Here is a 20,126-nt window from a genome sequence, read left to right on the forward strand (position 1 = left end):
GAGGTCGGTCACCAGGAAGTAGTACCACGGCCGGGCCCGCGAGCGGAGCCGGAGTCAGTCGTCGGCGTGCAACGCCTCGAACTCCGCTTCGCCGGCAACGTCGGGGTCGACATCAAGACGGAGGTGGGCGATGAGGCCGAGGAGTACCCGGCCGGCACTGGCCGCACGCTCGCCCCAGTCGGAAAGGTAGGAGAACTGCCACCACCACAGCGCCTCGGAGAGGTTCCCGGCGCGCTGGTGGTTGAGACCGACGAGCAGCGCCTGGGCGATGTCGGTGAGGTCGTTGCTGAGACTGCCGTCGGTGACATCGCTGCTGACAAGTGGGTCCGACACCTCGTGGTACTCATCGACGCCGTCGAGCAGGTTCACCAGGGAGTGCCGCAGCGGCTCGACATCCGGGTCGGGGCCGTCGTCGGGTTCGAACCGGGCCGCGGGGACCACGTCGACGATCGCCCCGAGGCGCGCGCCTGCTGCGGTGAGGTCGGAGACAGCCAGCAGCAGCAGCGGGATCGCTGCTTCCGGACTCGCTCCGGAAGCGACCTGACGAATGGTCTCCACGTAGCGCTCCGCGACCGCTGCGGTGGCCCCGCCGAGGGCCTGCAGGTCGGAGTCCAGCTCCAGCGATTCAGACATCGATGCTCCTTCGGCCTTCGAACGCCCGCCCGAGGGTGATCTCGTCGGCGTACTCCAAGTCTCCACCCACGGGCAATCCGGAGGCGAGCCTAGAGACGACGATGCCCATCGGGCGCAGCATGCGGGTCAGGTAGGTGGCCGTGGCCTCACCCTCGACATTGGGATCGGTGGCGATGATGACCTCGGTGACCTCCCCGTCGGCGAGGCGGGTCATCAACTCACGGATGCGCAGGTCATCCGGTCCGACGCCGTCGATGGGGTTGATGGCGCCACCGAGCACGTGATAGCGGCCGCGGAACTCGCGGGTGCGTTCGATCGCGACGACGTCCTTGGCCTCCTCCACCACACACAGCAACCCGCCGTCGCGGCGCGGGTCGCGGCAGATGCGGCACTGGTCCTCTTCGGAGACGTTGCCGCAGATCTCACAGAACCGTACCCGGGCCTTCACCTCGGTCAGCGCGGTGGCGAGTCGATGCACGCGTTCGGTATCGGCGGACAGGATGTGGAAGGCGATGCGTTGAGCGCTCTTGGGGCCGACGCCGGGGAGCTGACCGAGCTCGTCGATCAACTCTTGGACCACGCCGTCGTACGCGCTCACTGGTCACTCCCGTCCGGGTGGTCGACGATCTCGTCGATGACAGTACCGCCGAGCAGGCGTGCGACGAGCGGGGCACCGACGAGTCCGGTGGACTCGATGTCCGGGTCGTCCGGGCTCGGGGCGTCGTCGTCGAAGGCCGACGACGGAGCTTGCGTTCCGTGAGGCGGCTCACCCGCCTGCGCCGCCCTCGGCGCGGGTGCGGTCCTCGCCTGCCGTGCCGCGGCGAACGCCTGGTCCCGGGCGGAGGAGGTTCCCGGCGCACTGGCGGGGGGTTCTGCGTCCACCGACGCACCGGGATCGGGCGCCGGCGGCTCGTCCGCCGGCGGGGGTTCCTGATCCCAGTCAGTAGGGGCCGGCGGCAGATCGGGCCAGTCGTCGGCTGGTGCCGGGGCCGGGGCGACCGACGGCGCAGCGTCCCTCGATCGCGCAGCATCCGTCGAGGGCGCAGCATCCTGGTCGGGCGCTGCTCGAGCCGTGACGCCGGGGGCGGCTGGGTCAGCCTCCGCATCGGAAGTGTCGCCGTCATCGGAGGACGCACGCGGGCCGGAGTGTGATTCCCGGTCCCGTTGCTCCCACGGGGGCGCCGCGGGCGACGACGCGTGCTGGGTGGCCGGCTGGCTGGACGATGGGCCGGTCGTCGGCTGCACTGGTGTCGTGCCCCCGGGTGCGGGGGAACCCCAGTCGCTCGAAGCGAGTGGGGGTGCCGGTGCGGGAGACGGAGAGGCCGAGCCGTGAGCAGGAGGGGCCGACCCGTCGGCCACCACCGAGTCGATTCGCACTCCGAGACCGAGCGTCTCCTGCAATGAACGTGCCACGAAGTCGGCGTGCGGTCCGTTGCGGAAGGTCGAGGCAAGTCCAGGAGTGGAGAAGCCGAGCGTCAATGTGGTCGCGGTCAGGTTGACGACCTGCGCATCTTGGGAGATCAGTGCCCACGTGATGCGTTTGAGGCGGGCGAGCGTCTCGAGGACCTCCGGCCACCGGCGCCGGACCTGGTCGGCAGTCATCCCGGTGGTCTCGGCTGCAGCGGTGGGCGCGCCGTCCTCGGTTGACGGGCTCGTCGCCGGGGCGGTCGGTGGCATCGATGGCGCAGTGTCAGGGGCGGCCGACTCGGGGGCGGGCTGCCCTGCGGGACCTGGTGTCGGGTCGGCGGGCCCAGTCGGTCGCTCGTCGGGGGCCGTGTGCGGCGTGGCTTCCTCAACCGGCTGCGGCACAGGCGGCTCTGCTGCCTCACTCTGTGCGAGGTCGGCGGGTTGCTCCGGAGCCGATGCCGAGTCATGCGAGGCGGGCTCCGGCGTCTGAGCAGGCTCCGGCCTCCGAGCAGGCTCCGTCGTCTGGGGCGATTGCGACTGCTCAGGGGAGGGCTGTCGGGGCGCGGACGCAGGCTCGTCCACAGGCTGCCGCACCGCAGGTTCCGGCGTGACTACGGCCCGGGGCGACTGCTGGGCAGGTGCCGTGCCGACGGCAGCCGGCACAGGCCCTCCTCCGGCGAGGGCACCCTCCACCCGGTCGAGCCTGGCCCCGAAACCCTCGACTCCGTCGTCGGCGGCCGGGAGCAGCAATCGTGCGCAGAGCAGCTCCAGCTGCAACTGCGGGGACGTGGCCCCGGTCATCTCCGTGAGCGCCTCGTTGACCAGGTCGGCACTACGGGAAAGCGCATGGGCGCCGAAGTGGCCGGCCTGAGCCTCCATCCGGCTGAGCTGGTCCTGGGGCACCGCCCGTAGCACCGAGCCGGCGTGCTCGCCTGCGGCGCGGACCACGATGAGGTCACGGAGCCGCTCGAGCAGGTCCTCCACGAAGCGGCGCGGCGCATGCCCGGATCCGATGACACGGTCGACCACGCGGAACAGACTCCCGCCGTCGCGCGCCGCCAATGCGTCGATCGTGTCGTCGAGAAGGGTGCCGTGTGTGAATCCCAGCAGCGCGACGGCTCGTTCGTACCCGACCACTCCCTCGGACGCGCCGGCGATGAGCTGATCCAGCACCGAGAGGGAGTCGCGTACCGATCCGCCACCGGCGCGCACCACCAGTGGCAGCACGCCGGAGTCGATCCGTACATCCTCGGCGGTGGCCAGGCTCTGCAGGTAGTCGGTGAGCCGGTCCGGGGGCACCAGTCGGAAGGGGTAGTGGTGGGTGCGCGAACGGATGGTCCCGATGACCTTCTCGGGCTCGGTGGTGGCGAAGACGAACTTCACGTGCGGTGGCGGTTCCTCCACCAGCTTCAGCAGCGCGTTGAACCCCTGCGGGGTCACCATGTGCGCCTCGTCGATGATGAACACCTTGAAACGGTCGCGCGCCGGGGCGAACGCGGCTCGCTCCCGCAGTTCGCGGGCGTCGTCGACACCACCGTGTGATGCCGCGTCCATCTCCACCACGTCCAGCGATCCCGATCCGCCGCGGGCGAGTTCCAGGCAGCTGTCACAGCGACCGCACGGCGTCGCCGTCGGGCCCTCGGCGCAGTTCAGGCATCGCGCCAGGATCCGCGCCGACGTGGTCTTCCCGCAGCCGCGGGGACCGGAGAACAGGTAGGCATGGTTGATCCGGCCCGAGCCCAACGCAGCCATCAGCGGTTCGGTGACGTGTTCTTGACCGATCACGTCAGCGAACGTCTCGGGCCGGTACCGGCGGTACAACGCAGTGCTCACCCGACTCACAATAGGCCGCACTACCGACATCGCGTCCAGCCGATCCGGCAGGTGGGCCCCGATCGGGGTCCTGGTGCCCGGATCCCACCGATCTGCGGATGCATCGGGGGCGGCGGCGCCCCGGAGCACCTTGTGGTGTTGATCCGACTCACGCGGCAGGTCAGATCAACACCACAAGGGTCGAAGCTCGGGCGAAGGCACTGACCGGGAAGCACCATTGCCGTCGGGACGTGTAAAGGACCCCCCGCACACCCGCCAGAGCCCACCTGCCCTTGCTGCCTTCCGGCCCTGGGGGAGTTCAGTGAGATGACGCCGCACGAGGGGTCTGGTTCCACTGTACCGCCCGTGCGCCGGTGCCGGACAACGAATGTGGGCTGCGCCGTCGCCCGCTCGCTCCGACCCCGGTGTCATCCGTCACACCACGTGAGTTCGTCTTGCCGCTGCCGACCCGCTACCCTGGAGGTCGCCTTGGAGGATTCGCCTAGTGGCCTATGGCGCACGCTTGGAAAGCGTGTTGGGTGCAAGCCCTCGGGGGTTCGAATCCCCCATCCTCCGCCACGGCTCAGAGCCCTCAGTCACGCTTTTCGACTGGGGGCTCTGAGGCGTATCGGACGCTGCGGGATTCGGGAGGAGGAGCGAGGGACGAGCGACGACGGCTCCCCCATCCTCCGCCCCAACTTCCGCCCACACCGGGCCCGAGCCAACCCATTCGAATCCCGTACCCGCGTCGGAAGCCACACACAACTACCCGCACCGGGATTCGAACGCGCGAAGGGGATTCCAACGGCTCCCGTCGCGGGCGCGATCGGGGCCGGCCGGCTCCGCCTGGGTCCGTTCCACCTGGGTCCGTTCCGCCTCGGTCCGCTCCCCTGTGCCCTGTTCCGCCTGGGTTCATTCCGGCCCTCGAGATCCGACTTCAGGTGGAGGCCCTTGCACCATCTCCTCACCTAGGATCGTCGATGTGATCTTCAAGTCCGTCGGCGACGACCGCCCCTACCCGGACCATGGCCATCATTCACCCAAGGACTGGGCCGCGATCCCACCACGGCAGGTGCGCCTGGACGAGCTGGTCACCACCAAGGCGACCCTCGATCTCCACAGCCTGCTGGCCGAGGACTCCACCTTCTACGGCGATCTCTTCGCCCATGTCGTGCAGTGGCGCGGTGTCCTGTACCTCGAAGACGGGCTCCACCGCGCCCTCCGGACGGCGTTGCAGCAACGCAATGTGCTCCACGCACGAGTCCTCGAGTTGTGAGAGCGCCGACCAGCACCGGTCGGCATTGACCAGCCACTGCCACGACCGGCAGCGGCCGATTGTGCGTTAGGTTCGTAACCGTGACCACCCCAGCCAAGGCTCGAGCGGCCCGACGGCGCCACCTGCAGCAGCGCCAGACGGTCATCTTCGGCACGCTCATCCTCGTGATGCTGCTGATCGGCCTGGGTGCCGGTGCCGTGTGGGTGGGCGTCCTCCCGTCGCCGTTCAACGTGGCGATCAGCTCCCCGGAACCGACGGAGACCGCTGACGCCGGTCCGTGCCCGCCCGCCGATGCCACCTACGTCCCGCTGGGCGAGATCTCGGCCAACGTGCTCAACGGCACCAGCGAGTCAGGGCTTGCAGCAAGGACGTCAGGAGAACTGGGCGAACGCGGCATCGCGGTCAGCAGGACGGCGAACGCGTCCTCCCCGTTCGCGGGCACGGCCCGCATCATCAGCGGACAGGATGGTCTGGCGGCGGCCTTCACCACGGCCGTGCTCTTCCCGGACGCCGTGATCGACGTCGACGACCGTTCCGACCAGACGGTCGACATCGTGCTCGGCGCGACATACGAGGCACTGCGCTCGGCGGATGAGATCGACATCGATCCCGATCTCGAGATCCCAGCGCCGCAGGGGTGCACGCCCCTGTCGACGGCGGAGCCCACCGACGAGTCCGCCTCATCTGAGGAATGACCATGGCCTCCGGTCACGAGCAGTCGCCGTTCGTGAACTCCTACACGCTGCCGATGCCTGATCCGGCGCGCACGTTCGCCGGCCCTGGCTACTCGGCCTCACCGCCCGGGACGTCCGGTCTGGCGATCGCCGCGCTGCTGCTGGGCTGCCTCGGCGTGCTCTTCTACGCACCGGCCGTGGCAGGGATCATCTGCGGCGTGCTCGCGCTGCGGCACATCCGCCGCACGAACGTCGGGGGCATCGGCGTGGCGACCGCTGGGCTGGTGATCAGCAGCGTTGCCACGGCCGGATGGTCGCTGATCCTGGCAGCGATCTGGGTGACCGGGTTCTGACGGCCTCCCGCTGCCCACGAGCCACCGCGTTCACGACATCACGCCGGCTCGGACTGGCTCCCCGGTTGAATCCTGGGTGCCTCGAAGGCCGATCGGCCCAGCACCCCTCCATGATCAGGGGAGCTGACGAAGTGCCGCCCACCGGTCACCCGGATCATCGGCAGGACGACGTTGCGCCAGTAATGTGCGAGTCCATCTTTGACCGCTTCCGGACTGTCCGGCGGGTCGAGGGCGAAGTCCAGCATCGCCGCGCCGACGCTGTAGCGCACCACCACGCGCGCTCGCTCGCTTTCGTCCTCGCTCGGTTCGACCACCCCCTTCGCCAGGCCGATCTTGATCGTCGCCAGGACGTGCTCGATCGTGACCGCGAGGATCCGGTCAGCGAGCGGCCCACCCTCCGTCAGCCCGCGCATGCTGTAGCGCATGCTCCGCATGACGGCGTCGGCGTCGGTGGTTGACGGCCCGTCCATCTTGCCGATGTCGAACAGGTCCGGGAGTCCCTGGACCACACGATCGATGATGAAGTCGTCACACTCGATGCGTAATTGCGTCTTGGACCCGAAGTAGTGGGTGATGAGCCCAGCCGTCACGCCGGCGCGGGCAGCGATGGCGCGCAGCCCCGCGTCGAAACCTTCCTCGGCAAAGACGTCGAGCGCCGCTTGGAGGATTCGGGCGCGGGTCGTCGCTGCCCGGTCCCGGGGCTCCGTCTCGAATTGTTCTTCCACGTGGGTACTCCCCTGCTATATAGCCGTCCAACCAGCGCACCTGCCCGGGCACCGACTGCACAACCTGTGAACAACCACAGTAATCCGCGGATGGGGCTGCCGCAGGACAACTGCGCATCAATCGGCGAGATGCCACTCCACGACCCCCGACATGAGGGGTGCTCTCGCGCCGCCGCGTGGCACAGGAACCGCGATATCGCGATCCGAGACGGTGACGGCGATGTCCATGGTCAATGGCACGATGATCGATTCGTCGATGATGGAGGCCTCGATCTGCACTCGAATGTCGCGAGCTTCGTAGCGATCCGCGGTGTGCGCGAGTTCGTCGATCAGGGCGTCCCGCGCCTCGTCGGCAGTGCCACTGAGGTTCGCCGGGCCGCCGCTGCCCCACTGCGCACTGATCTCGTCCGTACCCTCAGGTATGGGGATACGAGTCAGGACGGCGTCCCATCCGTCGTCCTGAAGGCTCGCCTCGAGGTCCTCGCTGCCACAGTCGCGCACGTCCCAGCCCGTGGGTTCGACACTGCTGCGAAGCTCGTGGAAGGCATCGACCGCATACCGTTCACCAGCGTCGTAGAGCACGCAGATGCGTGTGCCGGACTCGATCCCGGCAGTTTCACGCTCCGCGATCGCGTCCTCCTCGGAGTGCTCGAAGCGCGATTCCGGGTCCAGATCCTCACCGACGATCTGGTGGCCGTCGGTGCCCGGCGGAAAGAGCACGACGTCGGTGATCTCGTGAAGTCCAGCCCAGGGCCCCGCACCCGCTTCAGCGACATCTCGCACGGGCACGGCGCCGAGGAATGCCTCTCTGGCGCTCTGCCAGGAGAACTCTCCACGGTCGCTGCGCAGTACCAGCGCCCAGAGCTCGCCGGTGTGGCTGGTGGCCACGGTGTAGTCGAGCCGCTCCATCTCGCGGGTGGTCTCACGGTTCGGTGCAGTGGGGGGTACCTGGACGACGTCGAGCGTCTCCCCGACGTAGGTCAGGGGGTCCGAGGTCGGCGCCGGTGTCAGCTCGATCCGCTCGTACTCGGGCGTGGGTGTGCCCGTGTATCGGGTGTTGACGATGAGGGTGACGTGCTGTGCATCGAGGCGCGCCTGATCGACTGCTTCCACCCGGTACGGCCCGCTCGAGAGCAGCAACTCCTCCGGGATGGAACTGCCATCACCGTCGCCGAGAGTGAATCCATCGTTCCACACGCGTGCGATCGTGGTGAGCCGGCTGGTGTCCTCCTCGACGATGGCGTCGATGATCGCCTGCTTCGCCTCCATCGGGTCCGTCAGACCGAACGCGAGCGCCCCGACCACGTGAGCAGGAACGGCGACGTCCAACGCGGTCTGCCAATCCACCACGGGGTCGGGGTAGGTGACCTCGATAGCCCGTTCGAACTCGTCATAGGCAGGAAGATCCTGCGCCTCGGTCAGACCCGTGGGCACTGAGTCGAACCACGGGACATTCGCGCTGGCCCTCGCGTCACCCCCGTCACTGTCCTCGTCCTCGTCCTCGGTCAGGTCACCAGGGTCGACGTCGTCGGGAAGCATCGCATTCGACCCGGCGGCCCAGGCGAGCAGCAGGTCGGCCGCATCCACGGGGATCCCGTCGGACCACTCGGGCTCGGCGAGGTCGTAGCGAACGGTGAACCCTTCCGGGTCCACGATCTCGACGGAGCCGAAGCTCTCGTCGATCACCGGGACCCCGTCGACAAGCTCGGCGAACTGTGAGCGGGTCATCGCCGCCACATCCAGATCGCCCGAGGTCGCGCCACCGATCGCTGCGTTCGTGCTCACCAACCCACCGGACCACCCGACCGTCGCCGTGGTTCCGGCCACCACCGTGTTGGGGAGAGTTGGTCCCGAGCACGCGCTCAGCGCGAACGCCACGGCACAGGCGGCCAGCACTCCCCTGGTCCGGCGCGAATCGCGTCGCAGCACGTTCACCTCGTCCATTCTCCTCGCATCCCGGCCCCGGACGGCTGGTCCGGTGCGGTTCTCCTCGCATCCATCATCGCGCCCAACCGCGGCTAGGGTGGTCCCGATGGAACTGACAGACATTCTCGGTTACGTCGTCGCTGCGGCCCTCGTCCTCGTCGTCGTCGTCGGCGCGCTCCTCGGAGTACGGCAGTGGCGGCAACGCTCGGCCGCGCTCACGCAGTGGGCACAGCGCCACGGGTGGGCCTTCGAGCCCAAGGTCCCGCAGCTCACCCAGCGGTGGAAGGAGCACCCGATCCGCGGCGCCGGGAGTGCCACGCACGTGCTGCGCGGCACGGTGGCCGAAGGCGCCATCACGTCCTTCACGAGCCATGTGACGATCGCCGGTAGTTCCTCGACGACCACACGGCACATCACGGTGCTGGAGGCCCCCGCCGTCCTCCCGACGGTGGTCGCGGCCTCGCCGTCGGCACCGGTCCCGAATCCGCATCCACCCCACGACGTCGACCTGGCGGATCCGCACTTCACGTGGACCGTCGTGACCACCACCCCAGAGGCGGCTGGGGAGGTACGCCGACTCCTGTCCTCCGATGTGCGGGACCGGCTGATGCAGGAGGCTGTCTCACTCCACACCGTCTACCTCACGTTCGAGGGGCGCGACATCATCCTCACGACTGCCGGGAGCCTCGACGTCGATCGACTGGAACATCGGGTCTCACTGATCCGTGACCTGGCACGGATGATGAGGGTCGGCTGACGCCACGGCACCCTCCGCTGATCACGCACCGGCTCACGCGACCGGCGCCTTCCACCGGACACTCGCCGCACATGCGTCGAAGAGGGACCGCAGGGCCCGGAACCCGGGCTCGTCCTCCGGCACGTCCACCGGTCGCCCGTAACCCGCCACCAGCTGCAGGGCACGCTGGCGCTTCGCCCCGGGCACCGGCGTCAGATACAGCACCGAGTGACTGACGATGGTGTCGCCACCGAGACGCACCTGCTGCTGCTGCTCGCACCGGATGGTCCGCTTGTCGGCGTACAGCGGAGTCGCACCGTAGTCACGGACCAGGGTGGAGACCACCTGGTCGAGCGTCTGCCCGGCCTCGGCGCGCCGGATCGAGGCGTTCAGGGACACCGGCAGGAAGAGAGTCTCGTTCTCGTCACCATCGGGGACGAACATCGCGAAGACGCCGTTCTTGCGCATGTCCTCGAACGACTGCTGGAGCTGGGTCCGCAGCTGGCCGTACAGGTCCGGTCGGTGGGCGTCCATCAGGCGCTGCTTCATCCGCACCATCATGGCTTCCAGCGTCTCGTCGTCCGGAGCGCGGCGCGACCACCCCGGCGGGAGTGTCATCTCGAACTCGGGGTCCTTGCGCACACCCAGCTCGTCTCGCAGACTCGTCGCTGTCATCACACTGCCTCCACTCGCCATGGGCCATCGTCCAGTACACCAGCCGGCTCCTGTGAGGCGAAGGCGCTCCCGTCGGGTGCCTGCAGCCGGATCGAGTCGAGCAGACCGACGAACCCGTCACGGATGTCGTTGAGCACGATGGCCGGCATCTCCTGCAACGCGATCACCAGGGCCGACCGGTCGTCGTTGAACACCAGCGCCGTCGAAAACACCTCATGGAGGCCGGCGCCGCCCATCTCTCGCTCGTGCCGTTCCGTGTACTGCACGCCCGGCCCCACGTGCGGGGCCTCGACACGGTGGGCCACGCCGCCCCACTCGCTCCAGGGAGGGAGCCCGTCGTTGGGGAGCACCGCGATGCGGCACATGGCCGCGATCGGAGCGAAGACCGGCCACACCTGAAACAGCAGGAGAGCGTCGGACTCGCTACGTTCCTCGGCACCGGCAACCAGCAGCGAGCGCACACGGTCCTCGCTCCCGGGGCCCCATTCAGCCCCCCAGGCCTCGCGCAACTCCGCGACGCGGGCGTCCACCCACGCCGTCCGGTCTTCTTCGCTCATCCCAGCGGGAATCAGCAGCCACCCCGGGGCCACCGTCTCGAGCCCCACGGACCAGCGATCTGGTTCCGTCATATCCGTCACCCTTCTCCGGCGTCTTGCCTCTCAGGCTTGTCTGCCGGCCAGACGACCCGCAGCATCAGGTGCTCACTGGGACTGCAGCGCCTCGACGCGATCGACTGCACTGTCCGAGGGCGGCAGGTGGTCGATCACCGATCCACCAGTGTCCACCCACCCCTTGTAGGTCTCGTACTGGTTGTACACGGACGTCCCGAGATCCTGGTAGAAGTACCGCGTTCCGTTGGGCCCACCGATGACGTACTCGGTCATGTCGTTGCGCCACTGGGTTCCGGTGCTCCCGGTCATCAGTGTCGAGATGCCGTCGGTGACGTTCTTGTTCTTGAACAGCGTGTAGACGCTGTCCCCGGCGTAGGTACTCGGCTTGAACGCCGAGATGGTGTCAGCGCCGAACTCGAGGTACCGCCCCTGGGCCAGCTTGCCGAGCTTCCCGACCGGGAGAACCCCGACTGCGGCTATCGCGATATCCCACCCGTTCGCATCCCCGATGAACGCCTGGCAGATGACCACGGCGAGGGTCAGCACGCCGATGACAGCCGCGATGATTCCCAGCACCGGACCACCGATGATCATCGCCGCGACACCGACGATCAGACCCGCCCAACCGAGCACCTTGCCGGCAATGTCGAGGAACGAGCGCCACCCGCCGTCCTCGATCTGACCGGACATCTCGTCGCCGATGTCCCGGACTGCTTGGTCGAAGGCGTTCTCCCACGTGTCGTAGTCGGTGTCGAAGAGACCGGCCTCTGCTTCCCACGCCTCGTACGCCTGGCGCTTCTGGTCGTTCTCCTCCTGCTCCGCTGCCTCGTCGCTGCCCGGCTCCGGGTCGGCGCCGGTGGCAGCCGGTTCGAGCTGACCCGGCAGGTAGAAGTAGGTCTGCCATAATTCCCAGCAGTTGTCCGCGTGGGCGTTGAGCTTGGGCTGGACCGTGTCGAGGGTTTCGCCGTAAGCCCTGATGACCGGCCCGACAGGCTCATAGAGGTCGGCGGACTCGTACAGCGTCTCGTAGGAGTCGCCGATCGTCTCCCGCAAGGTCGTGATGGCCTTGCCCTGCTGGTCCTCGGCCCGGTTCTTGATCTCGCTCAGCACGCCAGCAGCCTCGCGCATCTGTTCGCCGAGCAGCTCGATCTCGGTCCCGCGGGCCGTGATCTCCGCGGGATTACCCTCGACCTGGATGATCTGGCGACCTCGGGGGGAGGGCGGCATCAACATGAATAGGCTCCTGTAGTTCTGATGGGGCGCTGCGGCTACGCTTCGGGCGTCAGTTTGATGGCCGCCTCGGCGTCCCATTCCTCGACACCGTCGATCACGCCCTTGAGGTGCTTCTGAACATCGCTCAGGCCCTCCTTGAGCTTGTCACGCTTGACGTCCCACCGGGTCTCGAAGTCCTCGGCCTTCTCCCGCAGCTCGGTCTTGGAGAACGGTGCACCGATGGCTCGTTCGAGTGCCTCCGACCTGCTGACGGCGTTCTCGAACTCTTCGACGATGTTCGTCAGCTGGTCATTCGCGGTTCTGAGCTCGTCGAGAGAGAGATAGATGTCTGCCACGGCGTGATTCCTTCAGCTCGTCCTGGAACGGGGGATGACGTCGCTGACCTGCAAGCGACGCGAACGGTGGGGACCAGCCGCTCCGGGCTGGGCCCCACCGTCGAGACGAACGATCAGCCGCCGGCGAGCTGGTCGTCCAGGTCGCGGATGGACTGCGCCATGTCCCGCAGTGCCTGCGCCATCTCGCTGACTCCCTCGGAGGCATCCTTGAGGCCCGAGGTCATCTCGTCGTAGCCGTCCTTGAACTTGCCGGACGCCTTCTCGGTCTTGAACCCGTCCTCGACGAGCTCGTCGACGTACCCCTGGCACTCCTCGAGCGCCGTATCGATGCTGTCCTTGCCGTCGTCCAGCTTGTCAGCCGTGGACTCCATCTCGTCATACGTTGCACCGAAGTCGGTCATCGATCCCAGCCTTCCTACGTATCGGTTCCGGGCCCCTACTTGGATCACCCAAGAAGGACTCTATGGTGGCCTGCCCACCCACTCAATGGGGACCGGTCCCCATGGGGTACCCGCCTCCCTCACAACCCCTGCGCGGCGCGCGCGGTGTCCGGCCGGGATTCCCGACGGCGTCCGTCGCCGTCACCGTCCACGAGCGGCAGGTGCATGGTCACCGCACGGCCGGCCTGGACGAAGATCCCTCGCCCATCCGGGAAGTCGGCGCGCTTAACGCGCCCGAAAGGCACCTTGAACAGCGTGTCGCCGTCGTAGGTGTCGGGCTTGAGCGCGATCCCCTGGCGGGGCGACTTCCACTCGCCCAGCACGCCGGAACCACCACCAGCCCGCGAGACGTCGGCCTCGCCGACCAGCAGGTGATCGCTGTTGTTCAACGCCTGCAGCATGGCGCGCACGGCGCGGTCCGCCGGACCGTCGGCCAGGTGCGGCATGTCCTCGACGACGATCATGATCCTCCCCGGGACGCTCTCGTCCGCGAGGATCTCGGTGAGCTCGGTCGCAAGCTCCTTCTCGTCGTCGGGACGGGTGGCGCTGCGCACCCAGTCCCGGAAGTCGGTGAGCTGGGCACGCCTGCTGCCGAAGTGGAACAGCTTGACGTCCGGGTCGAACCGTTCCACCGCCATCACGAAGGCGCGTAGCGCGTTGGTCTTGCCCGACTGAGGCGGGCCGGTGATCGTGAACGAGCCGATCGGGTCGAACCCGCGCGGGGAGAGAGTGTCGTCGGCGATGCCCACGACCGGCAGGGCGTCGACGCGGTCCGGCAGGTCCTCGATGCTCAGGCGCCTCGGCAGCGACCTGATCTGCGGCGCCTCCGGCATCCCCTTCTGACGCAGCTGCTCGGCAAGTTCATCGAGTGCCTTCGTCTGCTCGGCCACATTCGTCGAGCCACCGAGCACGGCGGTCTGGACCTCGTTCTTGTCCACGACCGCTCGCCCTGGAGGTGACTGGTCGTCGAGGACGTCCTTAGGCGCCCCGAGCATGAAGTACTGGTTCGGGTCCGCCAAGCGCAGGATCACCCGGCGGGAGATGTTGGAGACCACGGCTGTCGGGACGGCCCCGCCCCGATCGGCCGTGAGCACCGCATGGACGCCGAGCGGGCGGCCCTCACCGAGGACCCGCATGAACATGCGGTAGAACGGAGCCCTCGCAGAGGAGATCTCCCACTCCTTCTTGAACTCAGGGAAGTTGTCGATGAGCAAGATGATCCGCGGCATTGACGGATCCACCATGTCGCGGTACTCGGTCAGGTTCGCGGCATTCGCGGACGAGAAGGCATCGGAGCGGCGGCTGAGTTCGGCGTCGAGGGTGCGCAGCAGACGCTGCAGGCGCTCGCCGTCGTCACCATCGATGATCGATCCCACATGCGGCAGCCGTTCCAGCACCCCGAGCGCACCCGAGGCGAAGTCGAGCCCGTACACCTGGGTGCTGCCGACGTCCGGTCGCATCCCCGCAGCGGTCGCGATCGTCTTCAGCACGGTCGACTTGCCCGCACCGGACGTTCCGAAGATCAGCAGCGAACCGTCACGGTCCGGTGCGAAGTAGACCGGGTCCTGGCGCTGGTGGGCCGGCAGGTCCGCCAGGCCGAGCAGCACCCGTCCGTCGCCCTCGGCGGGCAGGTCGCGGACGTCGACCACAGGAGCGAGATCGTCCAGCCACGGACGGCGGGGAATCGGCAGGTTCGCAAGATCGGCTGCCCGGATGAGGGTGTTGACCACCTGCCGCTGGTCGTTGGGACCGAGATCCTCGTCGTGGGAATCCGACTCCGGAGGTCGCTCCGGTTCCCACTCGGTCGTGGATCCGAACCGCAGCTCGGCCACGCGTACCTCGGCGGAGACCACCTCGTTCTCGGTGGTCCAGCCACCGGCGTAGGCTGACTGGAACGGCACCAACCGTCCGGGGCCGGTCTTGGCGATCCCGCGCCCGGGGATCGAGGGCGGGAAGGTGGCGGCGACGGGGTCGTCCACCACGTCCTTGGAGTCCGCCTCGTCGGCCATTCGCAGGGCCACCCGCAGGTTGGTGTTGGCGCGCAGGTTGTCCTTGATCACACCGGCCGGGCGCTGCGTGGCCATGATGAGATGGATTCCGAGTGAGCGGCCACGCTGGGCGATGTCGACGACGCCGTCGACGAACTCGGGGACCTCACCGGCAAGCGCTGCGAACTCGTCGATCACGAGCACCAGCGCCGGTGGGCACTCCGGGTCCTGCCGCTTCTCCAGCTCCAGCAGGTCCTTGGCCTTCTTCCGGTTGAACAGGTGCTCGCGGTAGTGCAGCTCTGCCCGCAGGCTGGTCAGGGCACGTCGCACCAGGTGCTGACTCAGGTCCGTCACCAGGCCCACGCAGTGCGGCAGCTCCACGCAGTCGGCGAACGCCGACCCGCCCTTGTAGTCCACGAACAGGAACGTCACCCGATCGGGACTGTGCGCGGAGGCGATTCCCAGCACCCAGGCCTGCAGGAACTCCGACTTCCCGGCACCGGTGGTTCCGCCGACGAGAGCATGGGGCCCCTGGGTACGCAGGTCCAGCGTCATCGCGTCACTGGCACCCTGACCGATGATCGCCCGCAGATTTCCGGCCTTCTTCAGGCGCGGGCGGGGCGTGTCCGAACGGTCGATGATGGTGTTGTTCTGGCGCCAACGGTCCACCACGGCCTGCGGCTCCCGGGCCACCTCGTGCCCCACCAGGGAGAGGAACATCACCGAGTTCGGGATGTCGGAGGAGTCGTGGACGACGGTGCTCGCGTCCACCACCGGAGCGAGTCGCTTGGCAAAGGTGTGCATGTAGGCATTCGAGACCCCTTCGATGCTCACCCCCTGGTAGACCTCACCGCTGCGGACCAGGCCGACAGTCACCTTCTCGAGCCCTGCGGTCACATCCAGATAACCGCGGCAGACGGCGGGCAGCGACTCCACGGTCGGGGAGACGAACACCGCGTGCACGCCCACGTCGGCCCCTCGTTCGAGCACCTGCACCAGTCGGGCGCGGTCCACCGGTGCGTCGTTGGTGACGAAGACGACCACGTTGATCGGATGCGGGCGCTTCATCTGCTCCGCAGCGCGGCTGACGTCGCGCCCATAGTTCATCGGGGTCCACCGCTCCGCGAACGGCCCCCTCGGGTCCGGGCGCGACCCACCGCGCAGGACGTACTCCTCGAGTGAGTTCAGCAGGGCATTCGCCGCCGGTGCCGAGTCCGCCAGCGGGAGGCTCTTGAACGGGCTCGTCTCACTGGTGGTGTGCGGGAGCCACTTGATCCACTCCAGCTCTCCGGCCCACTCCGCGTCGGTGAACGCGACCGAGACAACCTCGTTCGGAGCGTGCAGTCCGAAGATCTGCACGGCGAGTCCGCGCATCGCGTCCGAGGCAGGCCCGGTCGGTCCTGAGACACCGATCGAACCAAGGTCACGCAAGGTGTCCATCACCGGAACGCCATCGACATAGCGGTAGCGCTCCTTCAGGCGATCGAGGCGTTCGATGTACTCGGGCAGCCCATCCTGGGAATCACGATCGGCGATCGAGTTCCGCGACGGAGCGCCGCTGATGCCCAGCCGTAGGGCGAGGAAGTTCCAGTGCTCAGGTCTCCTGGTCCACAACAGCGGGCCGAGGCGCATCGCATGTTCGAATACCTCGGCGACCGGTGGCACCTCCTCGTTGCGTGCCCGCTCCTCCTCGGGTTTGGCCCGGTAGAAGTTCTCCTCCAGCTCCTCGAACTGCCGCTCGAACAGCATCAGTTCGTGGTTGCGCTTGTTACCGGTCTGGTTGCGTTGATTGATGTAGTTCCCGAGCGCCATCAGCGGCGTCATGATGATCAGCATCAACGCGCGGGGCCGCTCGGTGATGAAGTAGATCGAGGCGGCCATGATGATCGGTGCGACGAGCATCACCCACGGGAAGAGCTTCTGGACTGTTTCAGTGGGCAGCCGCGGCGGCGGGAACTCTGTTCCCGGGTAGCGGACCTCCACGCGCGGGCTCCGGTTGAACAGCAGTCCCCCGCCGCGCTCGAGCACCGGGTCCTCACCCGTGCCGTCGAAGTCGCTGGCCAGGTAGAGCACCAGTGTCGTGCCGCCGATCACGAACGGCTTCCCGGGAACCAGTCGCACCCGCTGGACGAGCTCGCCATCGACCAGCACACCGTTGGCCGAGTTCAGGTCGACGAGCTCGACGTAGCCACCGACCTCGATCCTGGCGTGCCGCTTGGAGACCATCGGGTCAGCGAGCACGATCCCGTTGCTGGGATCACGGCCGATGGAGGTGTGCCCCATCGAGAGCGGGAATTCCTGCCCCCGCAACGGGCCGTCCGTGGCTCGCAGCACCCCGACGCTGCGAGCGCCGGCCGGGGCCGACTGCGCGGATCGCGCGCCCAGGTTGAGCACCGACGCGGCGAAGCCGGAGCCGATCGAGGCCTCCCCGATGGGCACGTCCGGCTGCAGCGGCTCGAGCCGGTCGGCCGTCGGCGGGGCGACTGCCAGCGTGAGGAGATCGTGCTCGCCGGCGATGATCGACCGAGCCGGGTCGGAGTCGGCGATGTAGCGGGCGACGTCGGCCGCGGTGGCGGTCGAATCGGCCGTCACCACGATGTCCGCCGGGGCCAGGCCCTCGCGGTGCAGCATCAGCTTGACCTTCACGAGTCAGGCCCCCTTCGTGGCAGTGCGGAGTTCGAAACCATCATGCGGGAACGACCGTGGCGGTCCGTTCACCGATCCTGAGTGTGTCACCAGCGACAGCCAGCGCCGGGGTACCCGGCACGAGCTCGCGCTCGCTTCCCTGGTGCACGATCCCGGTGCCGTTGGTCGAGTTCTGATCGATCACCTCGATCCCACCCTGGCCCGGGCGCACGAGCAGGTGCGTCTTCGAGACCGAGCGGGTGTCGTCGGGCATGGGATGCCGGTGTGCCTCCGGCGCCGTGTGCGGCGCTACCGGGTTGCGTCCGATCACCACTGGTCCCGAGAGCGGCACCACTTCGCCCGAGTCGAGCTGGAGGGCAAGGCTCGTTGCTACCCGGGGGTGCGCCGGCGCGGGTGCGGAGGGCTGCGCAGATGCCGGGTTCGCGGCAGGCTTGGGAGGTACCGGAACATGCGAGTGCTGCGCCGCGCCGGCGCGCGCTTGAGGCGCCTGCGGCGGTGGGGCCTGCGCGGGCGATCCTGCCCTCGGCATCGGCGACTCCGCTGCGTGGGCCGCGGGAGGAGACGACGGCGGGGCCGGTGGAACCTCGGAACCGCCAACGGCCGCAGGCGTAGCGCCCCACGGCGACCCGGTCACCAGCGGTCCGCCCACCGGTGGCGCCGGTACGTCGGGGGTGGCCGGGGACGATGCGGGAGAGCCTTGCCCGTCCGGCACCTGCTCGGGACGACCATCTGGCGACGGTGAGGCAGAGATCTCGGAGGGGGCGCCGTCGTCGGACTCCGGCTCGGCCGGGCGCCGGTAGGCGCCGAGCACCGGGCGGCCCGGAGCCGGCTGACCCTGCTCCCCGACCGGCTGGGGGGTCTCCATCCCGGAGAGGCCGACCACAGGCCGCGGTCCCTCCCCGTGCGGGCGCGCCACCCCGAGGACGCCGGCGCTGACGCGTGCACCCGGACGATAGGCCTGTGCGGCATCCGGGTCGACCGGAGTGGCCAGCGACGGCAGCGGTTTGGGCTGGGCGACCGGTTCCGCGGTCACGGTCTTCCGGGCGATCCGCATGCGCTTGGCGTCATAGGGCTGCAGGCCCTCGCGGACGTCCACCAGCCACAGCCGGCCCGCACGGTCGTGCCAGCCACGACCCCGCTTCTCCGGATCGAAGAGAGGCGAGAGGAGGAACAGCAGCGGGCCGACCAGCACCACGCCGGACGCCCAGACCACGAGCACGCGCAGCAAGACTCGAAAAACACCCGGACGCTCCAGCGTGACGACGTTGATCGAGCGCAGGCCCATGATGGCCTTGCCGATGGTGATTCCTTTGCGCCCGTGGAAGACGAGCTGGACGATGCAGTAGGCCAGGCTGAGTGCGAACGAGACGGCCAGCATCACCACGGCGAGAATGAACTGGGGATGATTGGTGAAGCCGTACCAGCTGATTCGGGCGTCGAGGAACTTCAGCAGCAGCGGGAGCGTGAACACCCAGTACGGCACCTGCAGCAGCAGGTAGATCGCGGCATCGATGACCGCCGCCACGGCGCGGCGCGGGAGGGGCGCGGGCACCAGCCCCAAGGCAGCCGCGTAGTGCGGATCGGGGCGACCGGTCTCGTCCACCCCTTCGACCTGCCGGTCGTTCTCACCGACTTCCCAGATCGTCACTGGGCTCCTCCCGCTCTCTCACGCACTACTCCGCCCACACCGTACCGACCTGAGGGGACACGCGGCTCTGGCAGGATCGGGGACATGTCCCCATCCGGCGAGACTCCGGCAGACCGGCCGGCCACCGCATCTGATCCCGACGGCGGTCAGGACGGCGCAGAACAGGTCACCTTCTCCGACGGGAGCTGGGCCGAGTTGAGCCGTGACGGCGAGGGCTGGACATTGCGGATCGACGATATCCGGCAGGCCCACGTGGGCCCGGTCCACCAGCCGCCGGAATTGACGTCAGTGCGGTGGATGCTGGCCGCACTGGGCGGTGCGCTCCCGGCCCGGTCCGCGCACCTGGGGGGCAGTCTGCTGACATTGCCGCGCGCGATCGCGGCCCGCCGGCCCGACGCCGAGCAGGTGGTGGTGGAGCTGGAGCCGGCGCTGGTGGCACTGGTGGAGTCGCGATTCCCACCGCCGCCCGGAGTGCGCATCGAGGTCGGTGACGCACGTTCCTGGCTGGAGACGCCGACGGCTGGTGATCTGGACGCCGTCGTGCTGGACATCTTCGCCGGGAATCGCATCCCGCCGGCGTTCACGTCCCGGGAGTGCTTCGCCGCGGCCCGGCAGGCGCTGGGGCCGGGCGGTGTGCTGGTAATCAACTCGGTGGCCGGTCCGCAGTTGGAGTTCACCCGGCGCGAGCTGGCGACGCTTCAGGACGTGTTCACCTCCGTGGCGATGATCATCCAGGGCTCAGTACTGCACGGAGCACGCTTCGGCAATGCGACGTTCATCGCCTCGGATGCACCCTTGGATGTGGCAGGAATCCAGGCGAACCTGGCCGGCGACTCCTCCAAGGGAGTTCTGCTGACGGACCTGGACGAGATCGTGGGCGCTGCGGCTCCGGTGACCGACGCGGACGCCATGTGGTCGCCGGCACCGGACCTGCCGGACTACGAGGGTGCGCTCACAGCGATCGACGCGATGCGGGCCATGGTGCGGGAACTGAAGCCGCCGGGATGA

17 protein-coding genes, 1 tRNA gene and 1 other RNA gene are annotated in these 20,126 nt (G+C 68.4%); 6 read left to right on the forward strand and 13 right to left on the reverse strand.

What is annotated here, in order from left to right; all coding sequences use genetic code 11:
- Positions 1-54: 54 nt before the first annotated feature.
- The 4 genes from FV560_RS07640 to ffs form a co-directional block, all read right to left on the reverse strand.
- Complete coding sequence (locus FV560_RS07640; RefSeq protein WP_159620937.1) at positions 55-633, reverse strand: DUF5063 domain-containing protein; 579 nt, start codon at positions 631-633, stop codon at positions 55-57.
- Positions 626-1,231 carry a recombination mediator RecR gene (recR, locus tag FV560_RS07645; protein WP_159620938.1) on the reverse strand — a complete coding sequence of 202 codons (606 nt, stop codon included), beginning with the start codon at positions 1,229-1,231 and terminating at the stop codon, positions 626-628. Before recR ends, FV560_RS07640 begins: the two co-directional genes overlap by 8 nt.
- Positions 1,228-3,873: a DNA polymerase III subunit gamma and tau gene (locus tag FV560_RS07650; RefSeq protein ID WP_159620939.1), complete on the reverse strand. Its 2,646-nt coding sequence runs from the start codon at positions 3,871-3,873 to the stop codon at positions 1,228-1,230. Before FV560_RS07650 ends, recR begins: the two co-directional genes overlap by 4 nt.
- Positions 3,874-4,105: 232 nt before the next feature.
- An RNA gene (gene ffs / locus FV560_RS07655) (signal recognition particle sRNA small type) lies at positions 4,106-4,202 on the reverse strand.
- Positions 4,203-4,343: 141 nt separating this feature from the next.
- Between ffs and FV560_RS07660 the strand changes: the two genes are divergently transcribed.
- From FV560_RS07660 to FV560_RS07675, 4 genes are all read left to right on the forward strand, one after another.
- Positions 4,344-4,431, forward strand: a tRNA-Ser gene (locus FV560_RS07660).
- A gap of 403 nt (positions 4,432-4,834) precedes the next feature.
- Positions 4,835-5,128, forward strand: a complete 294-nt coding sequence (locus FV560_RS07665) for a type II toxin-antitoxin system VapB family antitoxin (protein WP_159620940.1) — start codon at positions 4,835-4,837, stop codon at positions 5,126-5,128.
- Positions 5,129-5,208: 80 nt separating this feature from the next.
- Positions 5,209-5,823, forward strand: coding sequence for a LytR C-terminal domain-containing protein (locus FV560_RS07670; RefSeq protein WP_159620941.1), 615 nt, complete (start codon positions 5,209-5,211; stop codon positions 5,821-5,823).
- A 2-nt stretch (positions 5,824-5,825) separates the two neighbouring features.
- Positions 5,826-6,155: a DUF4190 domain-containing protein gene (locus FV560_RS07675; RefSeq protein WP_159620942.1), complete on the forward strand. Its 330-nt coding sequence runs from the start codon at positions 5,826-5,828 to the stop codon at positions 6,153-6,155.
- Between the two features lie 38 nt (positions 6,156-6,193).
- Here FV560_RS07675 and FV560_RS07680 read toward each other — a convergent pair whose 3' ends face one another.
- Positions 6,194-6,880, reverse strand: a complete 687-nt coding sequence (locus tag FV560_RS07680) for a TetR/AcrR family transcriptional regulator (protein ID WP_159620943.1) — start codon at positions 6,878-6,880, stop codon at positions 6,194-6,196.
- Between the two features lie 117 nt (positions 6,881-6,997).
- Positions 6,998-8,815, reverse strand: coding sequence for a periplasmic substrate-binding domain-containing protein (locus tag FV560_RS07685; RefSeq protein ID WP_235019995.1), 1,818 nt, complete (start codon positions 8,813-8,815; stop codon positions 6,998-7,000).
- Between the two features lie 97 nt (positions 8,816-8,912).
- Between FV560_RS07685 and FV560_RS07690 the strand changes: the two genes are divergently transcribed.
- The gene (locus FV560_RS07690) at positions 8,913-9,563 is read left to right on the forward strand and encodes a hypothetical protein (protein WP_159620945.1); all 651 of its coding nucleotides are present in this window, start codon (positions 8,913-8,915) and stop codon (positions 9,561-9,563) included.
- A 33-nt stretch (positions 9,564-9,596) separates the two neighbouring features.
- On the opposite strand, the gene FV560_RS07695 is transcribed toward FV560_RS07690, so the two are convergent.
- The 7 genes from FV560_RS07695 to FV560_RS07725 form a co-directional block, all read right to left on the reverse strand.
- Positions 9,597-10,217 carry a protein TPRXL gene (locus tag FV560_RS07695; RefSeq protein WP_159620946.1) on the reverse strand — a complete coding sequence of 207 codons (621 nt, stop codon included), beginning with the start codon at positions 10,215-10,217 and terminating at the stop codon, positions 9,597-9,599.
- A complete protein-coding gene (locus tag FV560_RS07700) occupies positions 10,217-10,846 on the reverse strand; it encodes a hypothetical protein (protein WP_159620947.1) in 630 nt (209 codons plus the stop codon). The genes FV560_RS07695 and FV560_RS07700 overlap by 1 nt, the downstream gene beginning before the upstream one ends.
- 72 nt (positions 10,847-10,918) lie before the next feature.
- Complete coding sequence (locus tag FV560_RS07705; protein ID WP_159620948.1) at positions 10,919-12,061, reverse strand: AAA family ATPase; 1,143 nt, start codon at positions 12,059-12,061, stop codon at positions 10,919-10,921.
- 35 nt (positions 12,062-12,096) lie between these two features.
- Positions 12,097-12,396 (reverse strand): flagellar protein FlgN, encoded by a 300-nt coding sequence (locus FV560_RS07710; protein WP_159620949.1) that lies wholly within the window; start codon positions 12,394-12,396, stop codon positions 12,097-12,099.
- A 113-nt stretch (positions 12,397-12,509) separates the two neighbouring features.
- The gene (locus FV560_RS07715; RefSeq protein ID WP_235019996.1) at positions 12,510-12,797 is read right to left on the reverse strand and encodes a WXG100 family type VII secretion target; all 288 of its coding nucleotides are present in this window, start codon (positions 12,795-12,797) and stop codon (positions 12,510-12,512) included.
- A 119-nt stretch (positions 12,798-12,916) separates the two neighbouring features.
- Complete coding sequence (locus FV560_RS07720) at positions 12,917-17,470, reverse strand: FtsK/SpoIIIE domain-containing protein (RefSeq protein ID WP_159620950.1); 4,554 nt, start codon at positions 17,468-17,470, stop codon at positions 12,917-12,919.
- Between the two features lie 40 nt (positions 17,471-17,510).
- Entirely contained in the window at positions 17,511-19,118 is a 1,608-nt protein-coding gene (locus FV560_RS07725; protein WP_159620951.1) for an RDD family protein, read from the reverse strand.
- A gap of 84 nt (positions 19,119-19,202) precedes the next feature.
- Between FV560_RS07725 and FV560_RS07730 the strand changes: the two genes are divergently transcribed.
- Entirely contained in the window at positions 19,203-20,126 is a 924-nt protein-coding gene (locus FV560_RS07730) for a spermidine synthase (RefSeq protein WP_159620952.1), read from the forward strand.

The organism is Ruania rhizosphaerae (genome assembly GCF_009805705.1).
Classification (GTDB): domain Bacteria; phylum Actinomycetota; class Actinomycetes; order Actinomycetales; family Beutenbergiaceae; genus Ruania; species Ruania rhizosphaerae.